We start from the raw sequence: 19785 nt of genomic DNA, 5'->3' as shown, positions 1-19785 counted from the left end.
CCATCCGCCACCACGCCGTCTCCCCCGGCACCCTCCCGGGCGAATTCGCTTACCCGGTAAGCGAATTCCTGCGGGGCACCCGTTCCGTCGAGGCCGTCGGGGTCATCGGCGCCGTCGAGGACACCGGCACGTTCGGCGCCACCGGCGCGTTCGGGGCCACCGGTGCCGTCGAAGGCAGCGGCCGGGCCGCCACCCCGGGCAGCGGGCGACGGGCCGGCGGACTCCGCCGGCCCGGACAGCCCGGCCGCGCCCTCCGCACCGGCGCCCGGCGGGTCGAACACTCCGTCGTGCTCGGTCACCAGGGTCCCGGCGGCGGTCGCGGCGGGCAGGACGTTCAGGGCCAGCAGCTCGTCGAAGGCCCGCTGGGCGGCGAGCTCCCGCACCTGCACCTGGTAGCGCGGCGTCGTCCGGTAGGCGCCCTCCGCCCCGACCGGCACGAGGAAGCCCTGGTCGGCGAGGAACCGCAGGGCCTTGCCGACGATCCCGCGGGTGGTGGACTCCCCGACCCGGCCGTCCTTGGTCGCGGTGGCCTCCGGACGGCGCTGCCAGACCCGCCAGACCTCCTCGAGCTGCGGGGCGTCGGACTCGGGGTCGGCGGGACCCGCGGCACGCTCGTTCAGTACCCGGCAGGCCTCGCGGACGGCACCGTCGACGAGCTCCACCGAGACCCGGCCGACGTAGGAGTCGTCGCCGAGGTCATCGGGGCGGGGGAAGGCCAGCGCGGCGACGGCGAGGTGCGCGATGCCGTGCAGGACCTTGTCCGCGCCGCGGTTGGCCAGGGCGGTGCGGCGGGCGTACTCGTCCATCCGGATCTCGAAGACCGAGCCCTCGGTCGCGGCGAGGACGATGCCCGGGCCGGTGTCGACGGCGAGCACGACCAGGCCGAGGCCGGAGGCGACGCGCTGCACGGTCGTGCGGAACTCGTCGTCCTCCCGGTAGCGGCGGACCAGGTCGGCGTAGTCGGGGTCGCGTCCGGGCAGCGCCTTGGGTCGCATGCCGTAACCGACCAGGCGGGCCGCGGTCTCGGTGTCACTCATGTCTGCGCCGTCCGTCGGTTCGTCTGTCCACCCAGCACACCGGCCCGCGCCAGCAGCAGGTCGGCGCCGCCGAACTCGGGGTCGTCGAGGACCGTCCCGTCGTCGACGGCGACCAGCACCGACGGGTCACCCTGGGTCCGGGCCGTGGCCACCGCCGTCCCGACGGCGTGCACCGCCCGCAGCGCGACCAGCTGCGGTAGGTCCGCCCCGGCGGCGCGGGCCGCCGCGAGCGCCGCGGACAGCCGCACCGGGTGCTCGATCTCGTCGGGCAGCACGGCGTCGGCGGCAGCCCACGTCTCCACCCCGAACCGCTCGCGCGGCTGCGGGGCGAGCTCCGGCTCGGGCACCTCGGCGCCGAACGGGTCCCGGTCGCTCGGCGGCGTCAGCAACGTCTCGACCAGCCCGCCCAGGCTCGGCACCGACGGGTTGCGCACACCGGCCCCGGCCGCGAAGTAGCCGGTCACCGGGTCGTGCGCCGCCTCGACGGTCAGCGCCAGCGACGGCCGCAGGAGCTGCCCGAACACGTCCACGGCGGCCCGCTTCGGCTTCCCGGAGAACTGCTGGCGATCCTGCTCGGCGCGGAACGCGGCCCCCGCCTCCTGCAACCGCGCCTGCAGCTGGGTGTGCCGCTGGATGCAGTCGTCGACGACGGTCACCAGCTCCGCGGCCTGCCGGCGGCGCCCCGGCTCGGTGGCCTCGTCGCGGGCGTCGGCGATGTTCGCCTTGATCATCGTCTCGGCGCGGTAGCGGGCCTCGATGTGCGTCAGCGCCTCGTCGAGCAGCTGCGGGACCGCGTCCAGCCAGTCCACCGACCGGACGTCGCGGCGGGTGGCCTCCAGCTTGCGCCGCAACGACTCCGCGTACTGCACGGTCCGGTAGCGGGCCTGCTCGGCCGCCAGCCGGGCGTCGCCGAGACGACCGCGGACGATCAGCGTCTCCAGCTTCGTCTCGGCCGCCTCCTGGGCCGACTCGACGTCGGTGTCGAGCGCCCCGACCAGCACGTTGATCGCCTCGTCCGAGGCACGCAGGTAGATCCCGCCGTCCGGGGCGGCGACCTCGACGAGCAGCTTGAAGTCGAACCGGCGACGCACGTAGCGCCCCTCGTCGTCGGTCGTGCCGTACTCCACGGCGAACCCGCGGTCGATCGACCCCACGTTGATCAGGTTGTCGATCACCCACTGTGCGACGCGGACGTACTCCGACCGCGGGGCCCCCGGCACCTGCGCGCCGACGAACGGCAGCAGCCGCCGGACGACCTCCGCGTGGTCCGCACCGTGGTCGAAGTCCATGGCCAGGGTGACCTGGTCGATCGCCTGCAGCCCGATCTCGGCCATCTGGTAGCCGGTCGCGTCCCAGTCGAGCCGCCCCTTGCGGGCGTCGAGGTCGTGCAGCGGCGCCGTGCAGGCCAGGGCCTTCAGCCGGCGCGCCACTCCCTCGTCCGGGCTGATGGTCGACACCCCGACGACTGTAGTTCGACCGCTCCGGGCCCTAACGCCGCCTTAGGGCTCACGCAGCGCGACCTTGGGGCCGACGACGGCACAGTTCCCACCGTCACCGGGTCGCACCGACCCGGACCAGCCGAAACCCCCGGAGGAAGATCATCGTGCGTACCCCGCTCACCGTCGCCGCCGTCGCCGCCACCGGCCTCCTGCTCGTCGGCGGGGGCACCGCCCTCGCATTCGGGGCGGGCGGTGCCCCCGACGAGCTCGCCGTCGTCCCGACCGGCGCCGCCATCGCGCGCACCGCCGACCTGCTGCCCCCGGAGCTGCCCCGCACCGACGCCTCCGCGCCGACGACCGCCGCTCCTGCACCCGCCGCGCCCGCGGTCGACCGCGCCGCCGCCGAGCGTGCCGCCCTGGCCGCCGCGGGCGGGGGCCGTGTCACGAAGGTCGAGTTCGACAGCGACGACCGGGACGACCGCGACGACGACCGCGACGCCGGCGACGACGACCGGGACCACTGGGAGGTCGAGGTCCTGAACGGCACCATCGAGCACGACATCGACATCGACGCCGCCACCGGCCAGGTCCTCGACCACGACCGCGACGACCAGGCCGACGACCGGGACGATCACCGCGACGACCACCGGAACGACGACCGCGACGACGACTGACCCGGCCGCACCCGGCGCGCGACCGCTGTCCCGACCGCACCCGGCGCGACGCCGCCGTCCCGACCGCGCCCGGCCCGGCCCGGCGCGGCGCGGCACGGCGCGGCACGGCACGGCACAGCACGGCGCGGCGCCGCCGTCCCGACCGCACCGCAGGCCGGGGCGGCGGCGTCCGACGGCCGGGCCGGTCAGTCCCGGCCCGCGCTCCCGTCGGCCGCGGCCAGCACGGTCGCCCGCAGCAGCTCCCGCTCCCCGGACGGGGCGACGGCGTCGAGCAGCTCGTCGAGGGTGTGGCACAGCGTGTAGTGGCCGCTGAGGAACGACACGGTCCAGCCGTCGCCGAACGCGCGCACGTCCACGCCCCGCACCACGTCGTTCACCGCCCGGGCCGCGGCCCGCCGCCGGGGCAGCCCCACCAGACGCACCGCGTCCGGGTCCGGCGCGGGCGGCGGGCGCGGCGCACGCGGGCGTCCCAGCCACGGGTTCGGCGCGCTCACCGACCCGCCACGAGCGACGAGTACGACGGCCGGTCCGGCGCCGCCTCCGCCGCGATCAGGGCGTGCGCCACGGCCCGCGCCGTCACCTCCGCCGCGGCCGCCTGCAACGCGAACACCCCGGTCGCGTCCGGCGCGGACCGCGTTCCCGTGGCCAGCGCGAACGCGCAGTCGCCGTCGCGGATCGTGTGCACCGGGGAGATCGACCGGGCCAGGCCGTCGTGCGCCATCGTGGCCAGCCGGGTGCAGCCGACCTTGTCCAGGGCGGCGTCGGTGCCGACGACGACCAACGTCGTCGCCGTCCCCAGCGGGTTCACGTGCCCCGCGTACAGCTCCGTGAGCCGCTCCGGCGGGGCGAGGGCCGGAGCCACCCCGACGGTGAACTCGCCGGGAAGACCGTGCCGGGCGCCGTACACCGCACCGGTGGCCGGGTCCGCCGCCGCACCGGCCGAGTTGAGCACGACCAGGGCCGCGACCGTCGTCCCGGCGGCGGAGCCCTCGGTCAGTACCGCCGACGCCGAGCCGACGCCGCCGCGCAGCCCACCGGACACCGCGCCGGCGCCCGCCCCGACCGAGCCCTGGACGACCGGCCCGGCGTGCGCGTCGTCGTAGGCGGCCGCGCCGGTGTCGGCGGTCGGGCGGACACGGGCGTCGCCGCCGCGGCCGAGGTCGAACACCACCGCGGCCGGCACGATCGGCACGACGGCGCCGGGCACGGGGAAGCCCTCGCCGTCGCGCTCCAGCCGGGCCATCACCCCGGAGGCGGCGTCGAGACCGAACGCGCTGCCCCCGGACAGGGTGACGGCGTGCACCCGCTGGACCGTCGCGACCGGGTCGAGCAGGTCGGTCTCCCGGGTTCCGGGCGCGGCGCCGCGCACGTCGACACCCGCGATCGTGCCGCCCGGCGGAGCCAGCACCACCGTCGTCCCGCTGCGGGCGCCCGGCCCGCTCACCGCCGCGTGCCCGACCCGCAGGCCCTCGACGTCGGTCAGCCCGTTCCGCTCACCCGCTCGCACCGCACCATCCTGCCCCGCAACGCCACGGGCCGGCACCGCGGAACGCGGTACCGGCCCGGAAGAACCTGCGGGGGACTCAGCCCTTCGAGTCGCCGCGCAGGCGCTTGACCAGCACGAACAGCAGCACGAGCGCACCGATGCCGCCCAGCACGGGCGCGAGGCGCTTGAGCACCGGGGCACCCGCCGAGTCGAGCAGGTCGATGGCCTCGACCGGGCTGCTCTGCGGCTGGTAGGTGCGCTTCACCGGCGTCGGAGCGGCCTGCTCACCCGGAGCCGGCGGGACCGCCGGGATCGGGCTGGTCTCGTCGGCCGCGTGCTTCGGGCCGGCACCGTTGGACGACGCCCCGCCGGGCCCGGTCAGCTTGTCCGCGACGCAGCTCGAGAACTGGCCGATGATCTTGTCGGCGACGTCGGAGATGACACCCCGGCCGAACTGCGCCGGGCGGCCGGTGACGGTCATGTCGGTGACCATCGTGACCGAGGTCTTGTCCGGGCCGTCGGCGACCATCGTGCCGGTCACGATGGCCTTGGCCGTGCCGTTGCCGCGGGCGTCGCGGCCGGACGCGTCGATGACGACCTTGTGGTTGGCGTCGTCCCGCTCGATGTAGGTGCCCTTGCCCTTGTAAGTGAGCGAGATCGGGCCGAGCTTGACCTTGACGGTGCCCTGGAACGAGTCGCCCTCGTACTCGGTGAGGGTCGCCCCGGGGAAGCACGGCGCGATGAGCTCCGGGTCGTTGAGCGCCTTCCAGGCGTCCTCGATCGGCGCGGCGATCGTGAACTTGTTCTCCAGCTGCATGTGTCTTCCAAGCCTCCTCGAACGAACACCGGCGCCGGTCCGGGAACCCCGGAACCGGCGCCGGCGTCGGCGTGCTTCTGGTTCGTCAGCCGGCGGCGGCCAGCACCGCACGACCGGTGAGCACCTTCGCCAGGTGCTCACGGTAGTCGGCGGCGGCGTCGGCGTCACTCGGAGCGGAGGTGCCCTCCAGGGCGTGTTCCGCCGCGGCCTTCGCGACGTCCGGACCGGCGGACTTGCCCACCAGGGCCTGCTCCACACCGGTCGCCCGGATCGGCGTGCTGCCCATGTTGGTGAGTCCGACGCGGGCCTCGGTGATGGTCCCGCCGTCCACCTTCAGCGCGACGGCGACGGCCACCATCGACCACGCCTGGGCGACCCGGTTGAACTTCTCGTAGTGGCTCTTCCAGCCGGTGTACTTCGGGAACCGGATCATGGTGAGGATCTCGCCCTCGCCGATGGCGGTCGTGAAGTAGTCCTGGAAGAAGTCCTTCGCCGTGACCAGGCGGGTCCCGCCGGAGCCGAGGATGACGAACTCGGCGTCCAGGGCCAGCGCGGCCGCACCGAGGTCACCGGCCGGGTCGGCGTGCGCGAGCGCACCGCCCAGCGTGCCGCGGTGGCGGACCTGCGGATCCGCGACGGTCTCGGTGGCCCGGGCGATCAGCTCGACGTGGGTGTTCACCAGGTCGTTGCGCATGACCTCGTGGTGGGTGGCCATCGCGCCGACCATGACGTACTGGTCGTCCTCGCCGATCCGCTTGAGCTCGGGGATGCCCCCGAGGTCGATGATCGTGCTCGGCGCGGCCATCCGCAGACGCAGCACCGGCAGCAGGCTCTGGCCGCCCGCGAGGATCTTGGCGTCCTCACCGGCCGACTGCAGGGCCGTCACGGCCTCCTCGACCGAGGAGGGCCGGACGTAGTCGAACTTCGCCGGGATCACTGGGCCTCTCCCTTGGGGTTGTTCGGGTCGATGGATCCGAGGCCGGCGCCGGGGGCGTGGACGTCGCTCGGGGTCTCCTGCGGGTTCCTGCCCTTGGCGACCTGCAGGGCGCGCCACACGCGCTGCGAGGTGGTCGGCATCTCGATCTCGTCGACGCCGAGGTGGCGCACCGCGTCCAGCACACCGTTGAGGATCGCCGGGGTCGAGGCGATGGTGCCCGCCTCGCCGACGCCCTTCACACCGAGCGGGTTGGACGTCGCCGGGGTGGAGACCGTCTCGGTCGTGAAGCTCGGCAGGTCCGCCGCAGACGGGATCGTGTAGTCGACGAACGTGGCGTTGACCAGGGTGCCCTGGTCGTCGTAGTTCGCCTCCTCGAACAGGGCCTGCGCGATGCCCTGGGCGAGACCGCCGTGCACCTGCCCCTCGACGATCAGCGGGTTGATGACGTTGCCGATGTCGTCGACGCAGACGTACTTGCGCAGCGTGACCCGGCCGGTGTCGGTGTCGACCTCGATGGCCGCCAGGTGCGTGCCGTGCGGGTAGGAGAAGTTCTCCGGGTCGAACACGGCGTCGGAGTCCAGCGACGGCTCCATGCCCTCCGGGTAGTCGTGCGCCATGAACGCGGCGAACGCGATCTCCTGGATGGCCTTGCCCTTGTCGGTGCCCTTGACCGTGAACTGGCCGTTCGCGAACTCCAGGTCGTCCTCGGAGGCCTCGAGCAGGTGCGCGGCGATCTTCTTCGCCTTCTCGATGACCTTGTCCGCGGCGTTGACGATCGCGACACCGCCGACGACCAGCGAGCGCGAGCCGTAGGTGTCGAGGCCCTTCGGCGCCACCTGGGTGTCGCCGTGCAGGATCTCGACGTCCTCGAACGCGACGCCCAGCTTGTCCGCGACGATCTGCGAGAACGCGGTCTCGTGGCCCTGGCCGTGGGCGGAGGCACCGGTGGTGACCTCGACCTTGCCGGTGGCGAGCATCCGGATGCTCGCGGCCTCCCAGCCGCCGGCGCCGTAGTCCAGCGAGCCGAGCACACGGGACGGGGCGAGACCGCACATCTCGGTGAAGGTCGAGATGCCGATGCCCAGCTGGACCGGGTCGTTGTTCTTCCGGCGCTCCTCCTGCTCACGGCGCAGACCGGCGTAGTCGAACAGCTCCATCGCGCGCTGGGTGGCCTGCTCGTAGTTGCCGGTGTCGTAGGTCAGGCCCACGACCGTCGTGAACGGGAACTCCTCGTGCTTGATCCAGTTCTGCTCACGCAGCTCCATCGGGTCGCGGCCGAGCTCGACGGCCAGCTCGTCGAGCATGCGCTCGACGGCGAAGGTCGCCTCGGGACGGCCGGCACCGCGGTAGGCGTCGGTCAGCGTCTTGTTGGTGAAGACGTTGGAGCAGGTGAACTTCAGCGCGGGGATCTTGTAGATGGCGTTGAACATGAACGCGCCGAGGATCGGCACACCCGGCCCGACCAGGCCCAGGTAGGCGCCCATGTCGGCGTAGAGGTGGACGTCGAACCCGGTGATGGTGCCGTCCTTCTTGGCGGTCATCACGAGGTCCTGGATCTGGTCCCGGGCGTGGTGCGCGGTGAGCATGCACTCGCTGCGGGTCTCGGTCCACTTGACCGGCTTGCCCAGCTTCTGCGCCAGCAGGACGCAGAGCATCTCCTCGGGCAGCACACCGATCTTGCCGCCGAAACCGCCGCCCACGTCGGGGGCGATGACGCGCAGCTTGGACTCCGGCACCCCGAGGGTCACCGTGGTCATGGTGCGCAGGATGTGCGGCACCTGGGTCGCAGCCCAGATCGTCAGCTGCTCGCCGGGCGGGTCCACGACGCAGGAGCGAGGCTCCATGAACGCGGGGATCAGGCGCTGCTGACGGAAGCGGCGACGGACGACGACGGAGTCGCTGTCGGCCTCGGCGGCCTTGATGGCCTCGGCCACGTCGGCACCGGTGCCGGCCGCGGCGGAGTCGAACACCCAGGTCGCGGAGACGTTGGTGCCGAGGTCCGGGTGGACCAGCTCGGCGCCGTCCTGCGCGGCGGCCTCCATGTCGAGGACCGGCTCGAGCGGCTCGTAGTCGACCTCGACGAGCTCGGCGGCGTCGCGCGCGGCGGCGGCCGACCGGGCGACGACGACGGCGACGCCCTCACCGGAGAAGTTGACGCGGCCGACGGCGAGCACCGGGCGCTGCGGGGCCTTCTGGTCCGGGGTGATCGGCCACGCGCAGGGCATGCCGACCTCCTCCGCACCGAGGTCGGCCGCGGTGTAGACGCCGAACACACCCGGGGCCTTCTCGGCCTCGGACTTGTCGATCGAGGTGATGGTCGCCCGCGCGATCGTCGAGCGGACGACGGCGATGTGGACGGTGCCCGGAGGGGTGATGGAGTCGGTGTAGCGGGACCGGCCGGTGATGAGGCGCTGGTCCTCCTTGCGGACCCGGGCCTTGCCGATCTCGCCGGTCGTGGTGGGTTCGGCGGTCGTCGTCACGTCAGTTACCTCCCGCGACCGGGGCGGCCTGGCCGGAGGGCGCAGCGGCGACTCCCGGCTTCATGTTCTTCGCCGCGGTCTGCACGGCGCGCACGATGTTCTGGTAGCCCGTGCAGCGGCAGAGGTTGCCCTCGATGCCCTCGCGGACCTCCTGCTCGGACGGGTCGGGGTTGTCCCCGAGCAGGTCCACCGCAGCCATGATCATTCCCGGCGTGCAGTACCCGCACTGCAGGCCATGACACTCGCGGAAGGCCTCCTGCACCGGGTGCAGCTGACCGTCGCGGGCGAGGCCCTCGATGGTGGTGACCTCGGCGCCGTCGGCCTGGACCGCGAGCACCGAACAGGACTTCACGCTCTGTCCATTGAGATGAACCGTGCAGGCACCGCAGTTGCTGGTGTCGCAGCCGATCAGCGTCCCCGTCTTGCCCAGCGTCTCCCTCAGGTACCGCGCGAGCAACATGCGGGGCTCGACGTCGTCGGCGTAGTTCACGCCGTCGACGGTGACCCGGACCTCTGTCATGAACTCTCACTCCTCGTACGCGACCACGCACGCTCCGAAGCGCGGGGGTCTGACCGGGGACTCCGTCCGAGGAACGCCGTTCGCCGTCGCCTGACTCGCGACCACGCCGGCGCGCCCGGAAAAGTTGCCGCACGTCTCGTGTGGCGGCGCCCACATCACACTCCCGATCTTCCTGGGGTGCAAGGAGCCCGGAGCGGGCGGAGCGGAGGTCGGATGGCGTGTCGCCGACGTCACGGCGACAGCCTGTCGTGCGCAACCGCAGGCGCGGAGAACGCAGGCGAGAGCCGCCCGCAGAAACGGATCCGTGACGCAACACGAATCACCCGTTCAGACCAGCCCGGACGGAGTGGTTCCACGTCGCAGGTCAGGGAAGCCTAACCTGTGTCAGCGTCGGGCGCCAGGGCCGGCCGGACGCAGCGGGGCGGCGGTCCGGTGCTCGACCGCCCCCCACCACAGACCCGCCCCGTAGGCGAGGTCGTCGAGCCGGTGCGCCAGCAGGTGCAGCAGCGGTCCGGTGCGGACCCTCGGGTCACGGTCGCGGTGACGCCACCAGTCGGCCAGCCCCTCCGCCAGCGCCGCCACGACGACCGCGCGGCGGGCCCGGCGCGACACCAGGCAGCCGAGGGCGGCGACCGGCCAGAAGTGCCGGGTCAGCGCCGACGCCGTCTGCCACAGCGCCCCGGCCAGGCCGAGCGCGGTGAGCAGCGCCGCACCGCGCCGCGGCCGCGCGAGCCGAGGCAGTGCGCGGGACAGCCGTTCGGTCGCGACGCCGGTGACGACGGCGGCGAGCGCCGTCGCCCCCCGCCGCTGGACGAGCAGGAGCAGGCAGACCGCCGCCGTCCACGGCGACAGGATCAGCGGCGGGACCGCGCCGGGGTGCCTGCGCGCCAGCGGCGCCGCCCCGGTGCCGTAGAACGCCTTGCGCCGCAACCACTCACCGGGGTGCGTGCGGTGGTCGTGGGCGACGCGGGAGACGGGCTCGAAGCGCATCGCCCAGCCGGCGTCGTGCAGGCGCAGGACGAGGTCGACGTCCTCCGCGACGTGCATCCGCGGGTCGAACGCGACCGGGCCGACCGCCGACACCCGCACGAGCATCGCCGCACTCGGCACGTAGGCGACCCGGGACCGCGGCACGACCAGTGCCGGGTCGGGGCCCAGGTCCAGCGACGACCGCACCGCCTCGTAGCGCCCGACGGCCCCGCGCAGCCCACCGCCCCGCTCCGGGTCCAGCGCCACGATCCGCGGTGCGACGAGGCCGACCGCGGGGTCGGCGAGGTGGGCGAGCAGTGGGGGCAGCCAGCCGGGTTCGGGGACGACGTCGGAGTCGAGGAACACCACGAACGGGGTGGTCGCGGCGGCCAGGCCGGCGTTGCGGGCGGCTGCCGGGCCGCGCGGGGTGGCGTGCCGCAGCACGGTCCCCCCGGCCCGATCGACGGCGCGGCGCAGCGGTGCCGGGTCGGCGGACCCGTCGTCGACGACGATCGGGCCGGCCACCCCGGTCCCGGCCAGCGCGGCGAGGAGCCGGTCCAGCGGGCGGTCCTTCACCGGGACGACGACGGTCACCTCGGCCGCGGTGACCCCGGCCGGTGCGTCGGTGAGGGGGTGGGCGAGCCCGGCGTCGAGCAGGGTGCGGGCCAGGGACCGCTCGGTGGGACCGGTGACGACCAGCGGGCGCCCGGGGGCGGGCAGCAGCGCGCGGGCCCGCGCGGACAGGTGCACCAGCCGGGGCGGGGCGCCGCCGAGCAGGGCCGCCCCGCCGTCGAGCCGTCGGGTGCGCCGGTCGAGCACGACCCGGAAGCCGTCCGGGAGCCTGCGGTCCGCCGGGCCGGCCGGTTCCCCGGTGGACGGGCGGTCGGGGTCGGTCCGGGCGACGGTCACCTGCGGGAGCCTTCCATCCCCGGGCGTGGCCGGTCGACACCCGCACCTGCCCGATCGGCGTGGTCCGCCCGGGCCCGGCCGGGGCAGACTCCCGGACATGTCCGAGGTCCTCCCCCGCTACGGCTCGGCGACGCTGGCCGACGTCCTGCCCACCCTGACGCACGCGATCGGCGCCCCGCTCGACCAGCGGCCGCCCGCGTTCGTGCTGCCGCAGGCCCGGGCCGCGGTGCTGCTGCTGGTCGACGGCCTCGGCCACGAGCTGCTGCGCGCCCACGCCGACGACGCGCCGGTGCTGGCCGGGCTCGCCGACGCCGGGCCGCTGACCGTCGGCTTCCCCTCGACGACGCCGATCAGCCTGACCTCGCTCGGCACCGGGCTGCCCCCGGGCGCGCACGGCACCCTGGGCCTGCGGTTCCGCGTCGACGGGGAGCTGCTCGACGCGCTGGGCTGGTCCTCGGGTCGCCGAGACCTGCGGACGACGCTCGTCCCGGAGCGGGTGCAGCCGGAGCCGACGGTGCTGGAGCGCGCCGCGGCGGCGGGCGTCGCGGTGCGGTCGGTGTCACCGCTGGAGTTCCGGACGTCCGGGCTGACCCGGTCCGGGCTGCGCGGCGGCGAGTACCGCGGGGTCGCCGCGCTCGGCGACCTGGCCGTCGAGATCCTCGCCGGCGTCGAGGGGCCGGGGCCCCGGCTGGTCTACGGCTACCACGCCGACCTCGACAAGGTCGGCCACCTGTACGGCCCCGGGACGCCTGCGTGGCGCTGGCAGCTGCGCCAGGTCGACGCGCTGCTCGGGATGCTCCTGGCCGAGCTGCCCGCGGGCACGCTGCTGGCCGTCACCGGCGACCACGGCATGGTGACCGTCGACCGGACCGTCGACGCCGACACCACCCCGGCGCTGACCGACGGAGTGGCGCTGCTCGGCGGGGACCCGCGCGCCCGGCACGTCTACACCGGACCCGGTGCGACGGCCGACGTGCTCGCCGCCTGGCGGGCCGTGCTCGGCGACGACGCGTCCGTCGTCACCCGGGAGGAGGCGGTGGCCCGGGGCTGGTTCGGCCCGGTCGCCGACCGGGTGCTCGACCGGATCGGCGACGTCGTCGTCGCGATGCACGGGATGGCGGCGGTGGTCCGGACCGAGGCCGAGCCGTTCCTGTCGACGTTCCCCGGTCAGCACGGCTCGTTCACCACCGCCGAGCAGCTCGTGCCCCTGCTGGTGCACGCCGCGGGGTGACCCCTCGCTACGCCCGCGGCGGGCGGAGACGCCCGGTGCCGGGATCGGGGTCCCAGGCGGTGACGGCCGCCGACGCCGTCGCCGTGATCGCCGCGAGCAGGCGCCGGCCCTCCTCGGCCGACGCCCCGGCCGGGTCGCCGAGCACGCCGTTCGGGCTGACCGCGGCGATCCCCCCGGCCCGCAGCTCCGCGATGACCTCGCGCAGCGGCCGGGTGTCGCCCATCTCGGCGCGGTCGGCGCGGACCGTCCCGGGGTGCAGGTGGGTGAGCAGCGAGGTCTCGTAGCGCCCGGCGTGGGCGTCCAGCGGTACGCCGGGGACGTCGGCGAGGCAGGACAGCCAGCCGGCGTCGCGGCCCTCGTGGCGCAGCAGGGTCACCGCGGACCGCAGCGCGGCGACGTTGCCGCCGTGCCCGTTGAGCAGCACCAGCCTCGACGCCCACCGGCACGCCGAGCGGCCGTACTCGACGAGCACAGTGCGCAGTGCGTCCTCCCCGATCGACACGGTGCCGGGGAAGCCCTCGTGCTCGCCCGCGGCGCCGTAGGGCAGCGCGGGGGCGAGGACCAGTCCCGGGTCGGCGTCGTGCAGCGCCGCGGCGACCGCCGAGGCGACGGCGGTGTCGGTGCCCAGCGGCAGGTGCGGGCCGTGCTGCTCGGTGGAGCCGACCGGCACGAGCACCGTGTACGCCGCGGCCGGGTCGAGGTCGGGCCAGGTGAGATCCGCGAGCAGCACGGTCCCAGCCTGCCCGGTCGGGTCCCGGTCCGGTGCGGCGCGGTCGCCGCGAGGAGGACTACGCCACCCGGCAGCCCGGAGGCCGCTCGGCCGGCGCGCCGGGGCGGTGGTCACGGCGCGACAGCAGGGACCGGAGCCGAATGCAGGTCGAGCAGCGTCCCCTCGCGGATCGCGGCGTCGAACCGGCGCGGGGCCAGGGCGTCGCCGATGCGGTGCACCGGCCACGGTCCGTCGGCCAGTGCGGTCCAGAGGCGGGTGGCGGGGACGGTGGCCGTCGCGGCAACGACGGCGCCGACCTCGCGACGCTCGGTGCGACCGGTCGGGTGGTGCAGCAGCTCCACGGTGCAGCCCGGTCCTCCTGCGCAGCCCGGCCCCCCTGCGCTCTGCTCACCCCTGCGCAGCACCCCGAGCACGGCCCGGTCGGTGCTGCAGCGGATCCCGGCGGCGTGCGCGCGGCGGCGGAACCCCTCGCGGTCCAGGGTGAGCCCGAGGTCCTGCCCGACGACCAGCGCCGGGGTGACGATCTCGACGGCGTGCCCGCGGGCGGCGAGCAGCTCGGCGACCGAGGTGGCCTGGTGGAACCCGAGCTCGTCGACGACGAGCACCGGGCCCGCAGGCAGGCGAACCCCGGCCAGCACGTCGTCCGCGGCGGCGGTCAGCCGCTCGGGGTCCCACGGCGGGGTGGCGGGCACCGACCCGGTGGCGACGACGACCGCCGCGGGGTCCAGCTCGTCGACGAGACCGCGGTCGACGGTCGTGCCGTACCGGACCTCGACCCCGGCCGTGTGCACCTCGCGCAGCAGGTCGGCGACGACGTGGCCGAGCTCGGCCCGCCCGGGCGCCGTCGCCGCGAGGGCGAGCCGCCCACCGGGGGTGCCCGCGCGTTCGGCGAGCAGCACCCGGTGCCCACGTCCGGCGAGCGAGGCGGCCGCGGCGAGCCCGGCGGGCCCGGCCCCGACGACGAGCACCCGCCCCGGTCCGGGGTCGGCGGACCGGGCGATCGGGACGAGCCGCTCGCGTCCCGCGGCCGGGTTGACCGCGCAGCCCAGCGGCAGGTTCAGCCCGACCCGGCCGATGCAGTCCTGGTTGCACCCGACGCAGCGGCGCACCGGGCGCCCGGTGAGAGCCTTGGTCGCGAAGCCGGGGTCGGCGATCTGCCCGCGGGCGACGCCGACGAGGTCGCACTCGCCGCGCGCGAGGGCCGCGGCGGCCTGCTCGGGTGTGGTGAACCGGCCGACCCCGATCACCGGGAGGTGCACCCCGGCTGCCCGGACGGTGCGGCGCAGGGTCGCGGCGAGGTGCCCGGCGTAACCCGGCGGGGTGTGCATGGAGGGCTCGATGAGGTGCAGCGTCGAGGTGGCGACCCCGATCGAGGTGTTGAGGTGGTCGACCTGCCCGGTCGCGGCGAGCCGGCGGGCGAGGTCGGCGCCGTCGGCGGGGGTGATGCCGCCCTCGATGCGCTCGTCGACGCCGATCCGCAGGCCCAGCACCGGGCCCGGGCCGATCGCGGCGCGGACGGCGGCGACGACGTCGAGCACCACCTTCGCCCGGTCGCGGCCCCAGGCGTCGGTGCGGTGGTTGGTGGCCGGGGAGAGGAACAACCGCAGCAGAGAGGCGTGCGAGCACTGGAGCTCGACGCCGTCGAACCCGCCGGCGACGCAGCGCGCGGCGACGTCGGCGAACGCGGCGACGATCTCCCCGATCCCGGCGGCGTCGAGCTCGGCGGGGACCTCCCGGAACATCGGGTCGGGCAGCGCCGACGGCCCGACGACGGCCGCACGCGAGTACATCCCCGACCCTTGCGCACCGTTGTGGTTGAGCTGGGCGAGCACGAGCGCGCCGTGGGCGTGCACCGCGTCGGTGAGGGCGCGGTAGCCGGGCAGCACGGACGGGTCGTGACCGCGGATCAGCCGCTCGTACGGACGGTCCGACGGGTGGACGGCGTGCTCCTCGGTGATCACCAGTCCGGCGCCGCCCGCGGCGCGGGCCGCGTAGTAGGCGGTGTGCCGGTCGGTCGGCATGCCGCCCTCGGCGAAGCCGGTGAGGTGGGCGGTGAAGACGATCCGGTTGCGCAGCGTGGTGGGGCCGAGGCGCAGGGGGTCGCCGAGCCGGGGCCGCGGGATCTCCCCGTCCGCGGACTCCTGCGCCGCGGCCGTGTCACGTGCCCCGGCGCGGGCGGTGACGCCCGCCGTCGCGTCCGCCTCTGCGTCTGCCTCCGCCTCCGCCTCCGCCTCCGCCTCCGCCTCCGCCTCCGCCTCCGCGAGAGCGAACGCGGCCCGCCGCCCCTCCCGCACCGCCTCGGCGAGCGTCCGCGGCGCGACCCGGTCCCCCGCGAGGTGACAGCCGGGCAGCGCCGGGAGCGCATCCTGCGGCAGCCGCGGTCCGCAGTCGACGACAGCCGCGCACGGCACGGTCGTCACCGCAGCGGTGTGGACGTCCACCAGCTCAGCGACCCCGCCGCGCACCGCTCCCGGCCGGGTGAACAACGCCCGCCGGACACCGGCCCGTTCCAGCCGCGCGTTCGCCGCGGCCATGTCCCCGCAACGGCCGAGCTGGTGCCCGGCGACGGCGTCCGGGGTGGACAGCACCACCCGGTACCCGGCTCCGGCGAGCAGCTCCGCGACCCCCGGCCCGGTCCAGTCCCCGAGCGGGTCGACGACGAGCACCGGTGCGTTCCGCGGAACACGCGCGGAGGCGAGCACCGCGACGACCGCGTTACGGTGCCCGCCATGGAGGTCGTCGGCATTCTGCTCTACCTGGTCCTGGCGTTCGCGTTCTTCTACGTCCTCTACCACGTGGTCCGCCGCGCGGTCCGCGACGGGATCGCCGACGCCCGCACGCCCGCCGACTCCCGCATGCACGGGGACACCCGTATCCACGGGGACACCACGCCCGGCACCGGCCGCGACGACACCGGCTGACCGCGCCACCCCGCCGCAGAGCTCCGCCGCGGCGAGCACCGGGACGTCCGCGTCGACCACCGGTGGCGACGACCGGGATCCGGTCGCGAGCACCACCGCCACACCCCGCTCCCGGGCGGCGGCGAGCGTCGCGGCGTCCACCTCGGACCCCAGCCGGACGTCGACGCCGAGCCGGTCGAGCTCCGCGGCCCACCACGGCGCCGCGAGCGCGAGCCGGTCCCGGCCGGGCAGCACCGCTGCCGCGGGCAGCAGGCCGCCGAGCCGGTCGGCGCGCTCGTGCAGCGTGACCGGATGTCCGCGCAGTGCCAGCGTCCGGGCCGCTTCGAGCCCCGCGGGCCCTCCTCCGACGACGAGCACCGCCCGCCGGGGTGCCGTGCCGCGTTCCGCGGAACGCACCCGTCGACCGGCGACGCCCTCCGGGGCGCGTTCCGCGGAACGCTCCGGTAGCCCGGTGCCCCCTTCCGGACCGCGTTCCGCGGAACGCGCCCGAGGACCGGCGGCCCCCTCCGGGGCGCGTTCCGCGGAACGCGGCGGGACCGTGTGCGGCTCCGGGTCCGGGTCGGTCCGTTCGTGCCCCGACCGGGGCTCCAGCTCGTCGCCGACCACCGGGTTGCGCGGGTCCCGGGCCGCGGCGAGGGAGTTGGTGAGCAGGCACGGCCGGATCCGCTCCGGTGTCCCGGCCCGGGCCAGCGCGACGAGCCGCGGGTCCGCGATCTGCGCTCTCGTCATCTCGACGATATCGGCGTCGCCGCTGCTCAGCACCTCCTCGGCGAGGGCTGGGGTGGCGACGCTGCCGGCCAGGACGACCGTCGTCGCCCCGGCGATGGCGCGCCGCAGCCCGCCGCACCGGCCCCGGAGGAACGCCTCGGGCGTGTGCAGGTCCGGCCGGGTCGCGGCGACCGACAGCGCGCTCCCGACGACCGGGACGAGCAGGTCCACCCGGTCGGCGACGGCCCGGGCGAGGGCGAGGCCGTCGTCACCGGTGACGCCGGCCCAGGGCGCGAGCTCGTCCACGCACAGCCGCACCGCCAGCAGGGGGTCCGGTCCGATCGCGGCCCGCACGGCGTCGAGGATCTCGCGCAGCAGCAGGGCACGGTCGCGGCCGTACGCGTCGTCGCGGTGGTTGGTCAGGCCGGAGCAGAACTGGCGCAGCAGCGAGTGCTGTCCGGCGGAGATCTCCACACCGTCCACACCGCTGTCCACAGCCGCGCGGGCCGCATCGGCGAAGCCGCGGACCACCGCGTCGATCTCCGCGACCCGCATCGCGACCGGGACCTCGCGGGACACGACGTCGGGCACCGACGAGGGCGCCCACAGCGGGTGCCCGGAGTGCGCGGAGCTGCCCTGCCCACCGGCGTGCGCGAGCCCGGCGAGCACGAGCGTCCCGGGCGGCCGGCACGCCGCGACGACCGCCGCCCACCCCTCCGCGGCGGGCACCCGCGCGCCGTCCCGGTCGCCGAGATGCAGCTCAGCGGGCCCGAAAGATCCACGACTCCCGCTGAGCTGCATCTCGACGCACGCCGCCGCGGCAGCGCCGGGCCGTGCAGCAGGGCCGGACCGTGCAGCAGGGCCCTGCGGCGCGGCGGCAGGGAAGGCGGCGGGGGCGTAAGCGTAGGGATGATCCGAGGCGTGCACCGACGCCGGCTCGGTCACGACGATCCCGGCGCCCCCCGCGGCCCGGGCGGCGTAGTAGGCGACGTGCCGGTCGGTGATCTCCCGGGCCGCGTTCCCGAGGTTGGTCTCGTGCGGCCCGAACAGCACACGCGAGGGGGCCCGCCGACCACGCAGGTCGACGGGCCCCGTCAGCAGCAGGTCCGTGGTCAGCGGGTCGCGACCGGCTGCGCCGCGGGCACGGCGTCCGGCGCGAACCCGGCGAGCGGGTTCTCGTCGCAGGCCCGGTCCGGCCGGCGCGGCGGCGGGGCGAGCGAGAGCATCGTCGGCTGCTTCGGCGCACGGGAGTTGCGCGGCGCGGAGCGCGAGTGGTCCACGTCGGACTTCGGGATCACCGCGTCGGAGGAGCGCGCGGCCAGCATCGCCTCGCCGTAGCCCTGCACGCACTCCGGGTCCGGGCCGTCGAGCGGCAGTCCGGTGAAGAACTTCGCCGCCATGCAGCCGCCCTGGCAGGAGTCGTAGTGCGAGCACGACGCGCAGGCCCCACCGGTCTGCGGCTGGCGCAGCTCGGTGAACAGCTCGGAGTGCTCCCACACCTCCTTGAAGCCGCCCTCGTCGCGGACGTTGCCCGCCAGGAAGTTCTCGTGGATCGCGAACGGGCAGGCGTAGACGTCGCCCACCGGGTCGATCAGGCAGACCACCCGGCCGGCGCCGCACAGGTTCAGCCCGGGCAGGGCCTCGCCGTAGGCCGACAGGTGGAAGAACGAGTCACCGGTCAGGACCTGGTCGCCGTTCGCTACCAGCCAGTCGTAGAGCTGCTTCTGCTGGGCCTGGGTCGGGTGCAGCTCGTCCCAGACGTCGGCACCGCGGCCGGACGGGCGGAGCCGGGTGATGCGCAGCTGGGCGCCGTACTTGTCGGCGATGGCCTTGAACTCGTCGAGCTGGTCGACGTTCTCCCGGGTCATCACGACCGAGATCTTGGGGTGCTTGAAGCCCGCCTCGGCGAGGTTCTCCAGCGCGGTGATCGCGGTGTCGAACGAGCCGGGGCCGCGCACGTAGTCGTTGACCTCGGCCGTCGCGCCGTCCATCGAGATCTGGATGTCGACGTAGTCGGTCGCGGCGAGCTGCGCGGCACGTGCCTTGTCGAGCTTGACGCCGTTGGTGGAGAACTTGACGCCGACGTCGTGGGCGATGGCGTAGTCCAGCAGCTCCCAGAAGTCCGGGCGCACGGTCGGCTCGCCGCCACCGATGTTGATGTAGAAGACCTGCATGCGCTGCAGCTCGTCGATGACGGCCTTGGCCTCGGCCGTGCTCAGCTCGCGCGGGTCGCGACGCCCCGAGCTGGACAGGCAGTGCACGCACGCGAGGTTGCACGCGTAGGTGAGCTCCCAGGTCAGGCAGATGGGCGAGTTCAGGCCGTACTGGAAGTGGTCGACCAGCTTCACGGGCACCTCACTGTGGTGGTCGGCGGGGCGGGCGGGACTAGCGGGCGACGATCGTGCGGGACTTCAGCAGTCCGGCGAGGGCACGCAGGTAGGCGTCGTGCTGCGCCTCGGGGACGTCGGCGGCCACGACGGCCGACCGGGCGTCCGGCTGGTTCTCCAGGTCGCGCACGACCGAGACCAGCTGGGGCGTCTTGAGGAAGGACAGCTTGCGGGTCACGAAGTCGTACACCAGGGCGCCGAAGGGCTCCGGACGCAGCGAGACGCTCTCGCTGAGCCGGTACGGTGCCGCGGGGTCGAAAGCCCCCGCGGCACCGTCCGGAACCGTGGTGTCGAGGGGCTTAGTAGACACCGCACATGCCGTCGATGGAGACCTCCTCGACGAGGGTCTCCTCGGTCAGGGCGTCCTCGTTCTGGTGCTCACTCATGCGCAACCTCCGCTGGATCCGACTCTCGGCGAGAGAGGTGGTGAACCGCCCCGCCGGCCGGCGGTGGCAGCGGATCGGACGCTATTGGCACCCGGTGCCGGAAATCAATACTCGACATCCACGCCCGTCCGTTCGGACGGGCGGGCAGGCTGTC

Annotated in this window: 15 protein-coding genes and 1 pseudogene; 2 read left to right on the top strand and 14 right to left on the bottom strand. The window is 75.0% G+C overall.

The annotated features are described in order from the left end of the window. Positions 1-299: 299 nt before the first annotated feature. Both KPL59_RS20845 and KPL59_RS20840 read right to left on the bottom strand, forming a co-directional pair. Positions 300-1037 (bottom strand): annotated as a pseudogene (locus tag KPL59_RS20845) (hypothetical protein); the annotation flags it as partial. Then, positions 1034-2494, bottom strand: a complete 1461-nt coding sequence (locus KPL59_RS20840) for a hypothetical protein (RefSeq protein WP_226358079.1) — start codon at positions 2492-2494, stop codon at positions 1034-1036. The pseudogene KPL59_RS20845 and the gene KPL59_RS20840, both read right to left, overlap by 4 nt. Before the next feature lie 146 nt (positions 2495-2640). On the opposite strand from KPL59_RS20840, the gene KPL59_RS20835 reads away from it, so the two are divergent. Beyond that, complete coding sequence (locus KPL59_RS20835) at positions 2641-3150, top strand: PepSY domain-containing protein (RefSeq protein WP_226361739.1); 510 nt, start codon at positions 2641-2643, stop codon at positions 3148-3150. A 185-nt stretch (positions 3151-3335) separates the two neighbouring features. Here the strand turns inward: KPL59_RS20835 and KPL59_RS20830 are convergent, their stop codons facing one another. The 7 genes from KPL59_RS20830 to mftF form a co-directional block, all read right to left on the bottom strand. Continuing rightward, on the bottom strand, positions 3336-3644 hold the full coding sequence (locus tag KPL59_RS20830) for a hypothetical protein (protein ID WP_226358081.1): 309 nt from the start codon (positions 3642-3644) through the stop codon (positions 3336-3338). After that, entirely contained in the window at positions 3641-4657 is a 1017-nt protein-coding gene (locus tag KPL59_RS20825) for a P1 family peptidase (RefSeq protein ID WP_226361738.1), read from the bottom strand. The genes KPL59_RS20830 and KPL59_RS20825 overlap by 4 nt, the downstream gene beginning before the upstream one ends. A 76-nt stretch (positions 4658-4733) precedes the next feature. Further along, positions 4734-5453, bottom strand: a complete 720-nt coding sequence (locus tag KPL59_RS20820; RefSeq protein WP_020626513.1) for an SRPBCC family protein — start codon at positions 5451-5453, stop codon at positions 4734-4736. 85 nt (positions 5454-5538) lie between these two features. After that, the gene (locus KPL59_RS20815; protein WP_075309902.1) at positions 5539-6390 is read right to left on the bottom strand and encodes a xanthine dehydrogenase family protein subunit M; all 852 of its coding nucleotides are present in this window, start codon (positions 6388-6390) and stop codon (positions 5539-5541) included. Then, positions 6387-8870, bottom strand: coding sequence for a xanthine dehydrogenase family protein molybdopterin-binding subunit (locus KPL59_RS20810; RefSeq protein WP_226361737.1), 2484 nt, complete (start codon positions 8868-8870; stop codon positions 6387-6389). The genes KPL59_RS20815 and KPL59_RS20810 overlap by 4 nt, the downstream gene beginning before the upstream one ends. A gap of 1 nt (position 8871) precedes the next feature. Then, positions 8872-9390, bottom strand: a complete 519-nt coding sequence (locus tag KPL59_RS20805; protein WP_226361736.1) for a (2Fe-2S)-binding protein — start codon at positions 9388-9390, stop codon at positions 8872-8874. A 384-nt stretch (positions 9391-9774) separates the two neighbouring features. After that, positions 9775-11268: a mycofactocin biosynthesis glycosyltransferase MftF gene (mftF, locus tag KPL59_RS20800; protein ID WP_226361735.1), complete on the bottom strand. Its 1494-nt coding sequence runs from the start codon at positions 11266-11268 to the stop codon at positions 9775-9777. Positions 11269-11365: 97 nt separating this feature from the next. On the opposite strand from mftF, the gene KPL59_RS20795 reads away from it, so the two are divergent. Continuing rightward, on the top strand, positions 11366-12499 hold the full coding sequence (locus tag KPL59_RS20795; protein ID WP_226358087.1) for an alkaline phosphatase family protein: 1134 nt from the start codon (positions 11366-11368) through the stop codon (positions 12497-12499). Positions 12500-12506: 7 nt separating this feature from the next. On the opposite strand, the gene mftE is transcribed toward KPL59_RS20795, so the two are convergent. The 5 genes from mftE to mftA all read right to left on the bottom strand — a co-directional run bounded on the left by mftE (position 12507) and on the right by mftA (position 19631). Then, a complete protein-coding gene (mftE, locus tag KPL59_RS20790) occupies positions 12507-13229 on the bottom strand; it encodes a mycofactocin biosynthesis peptidyl-dipeptidase MftE (protein WP_226361734.1) in 723 nt (240 codons plus the stop codon). Positions 13230-13339: 110 nt separating this feature from the next. Then, positions 13340-17911 carry a mycofactocin system FadH/OYE family oxidoreductase 2 gene (locus KPL59_RS20785; RefSeq protein ID WP_226361733.1) on the bottom strand — a complete coding sequence of 1524 codons (4572 nt, stop codon included), beginning with the start codon at positions 17909-17911 and terminating at the stop codon, positions 13340-13342. Positions 17912-17970: 59 nt separating this feature from the next. Then, a complete protein-coding gene (gene mftC / locus KPL59_RS20780) occupies positions 17971-19206 on the bottom strand; it encodes a mycofactocin radical SAM maturase (protein WP_020626287.1) in 1236 nt (411 codons plus the stop codon). 37 nt (positions 19207-19243) lie between these two features. After that, positions 19244-19555: a mycofactocin biosynthesis chaperone MftB gene (gene mftB / locus KPL59_RS20775; RefSeq protein ID WP_043280690.1), complete on the bottom strand. Its 312-nt coding sequence runs from the start codon at positions 19553-19555 to the stop codon at positions 19244-19246. Continuing rightward, complete coding sequence (gene mftA / locus KPL59_RS20770; RefSeq protein ID WP_060710386.1) at positions 19545-19631, bottom strand: mycofactocin precursor MftA; 87 nt, start codon at positions 19629-19631, stop codon at positions 19545-19547. Before mftA ends, mftB begins: the two co-directional genes overlap by 11 nt. Between the last annotated feature and the right edge of the window lie 154 nt (positions 19632-19785).

This window comes from Pseudonocardia sp. ICBG1142 (genome assembly GCF_020496255.1).
GTDB lineage: Bacteria > Actinomycetota > Actinomycetes > Mycobacteriales > Pseudonocardiaceae > Pseudonocardia.
The sequence above is the reverse complement of the archived record's forward strand: the minus strand, read 5'-3'. Positions and strand labels throughout refer to the sequence as shown.

Bases quoted from the DNA above. Each gene is read 5' to 3' on its own strand.
- KPL59_RS20805 (WP_226361736.1), bottom strand. From the start codon at position 9,390: ATGACAGAGGTCCGGGTCACCGTCGACGGCGTGAACTACGCCGACGAC.
- KPL59_RS20795 (WP_226358087.1), top strand. From the start codon at position 11,366: ATGTCCGAGGTCCTCCCCCGCTACGGCTCGGCGACGCTGGCCGACGTC.
- KPL59_RS20820 (WP_020626513.1), bottom strand. From the start codon at position 5,453: ATGCAGCTGGAGAACAAGTTCACGATCGCCGCGCCGATCGAGGACGCC.
- mftA (WP_060710386.1), bottom strand. From the start codon at position 19,631: ATGAGTGAGCACCAGAACGAGGACGCCCTGACCGAGGAGACCCTCGTC.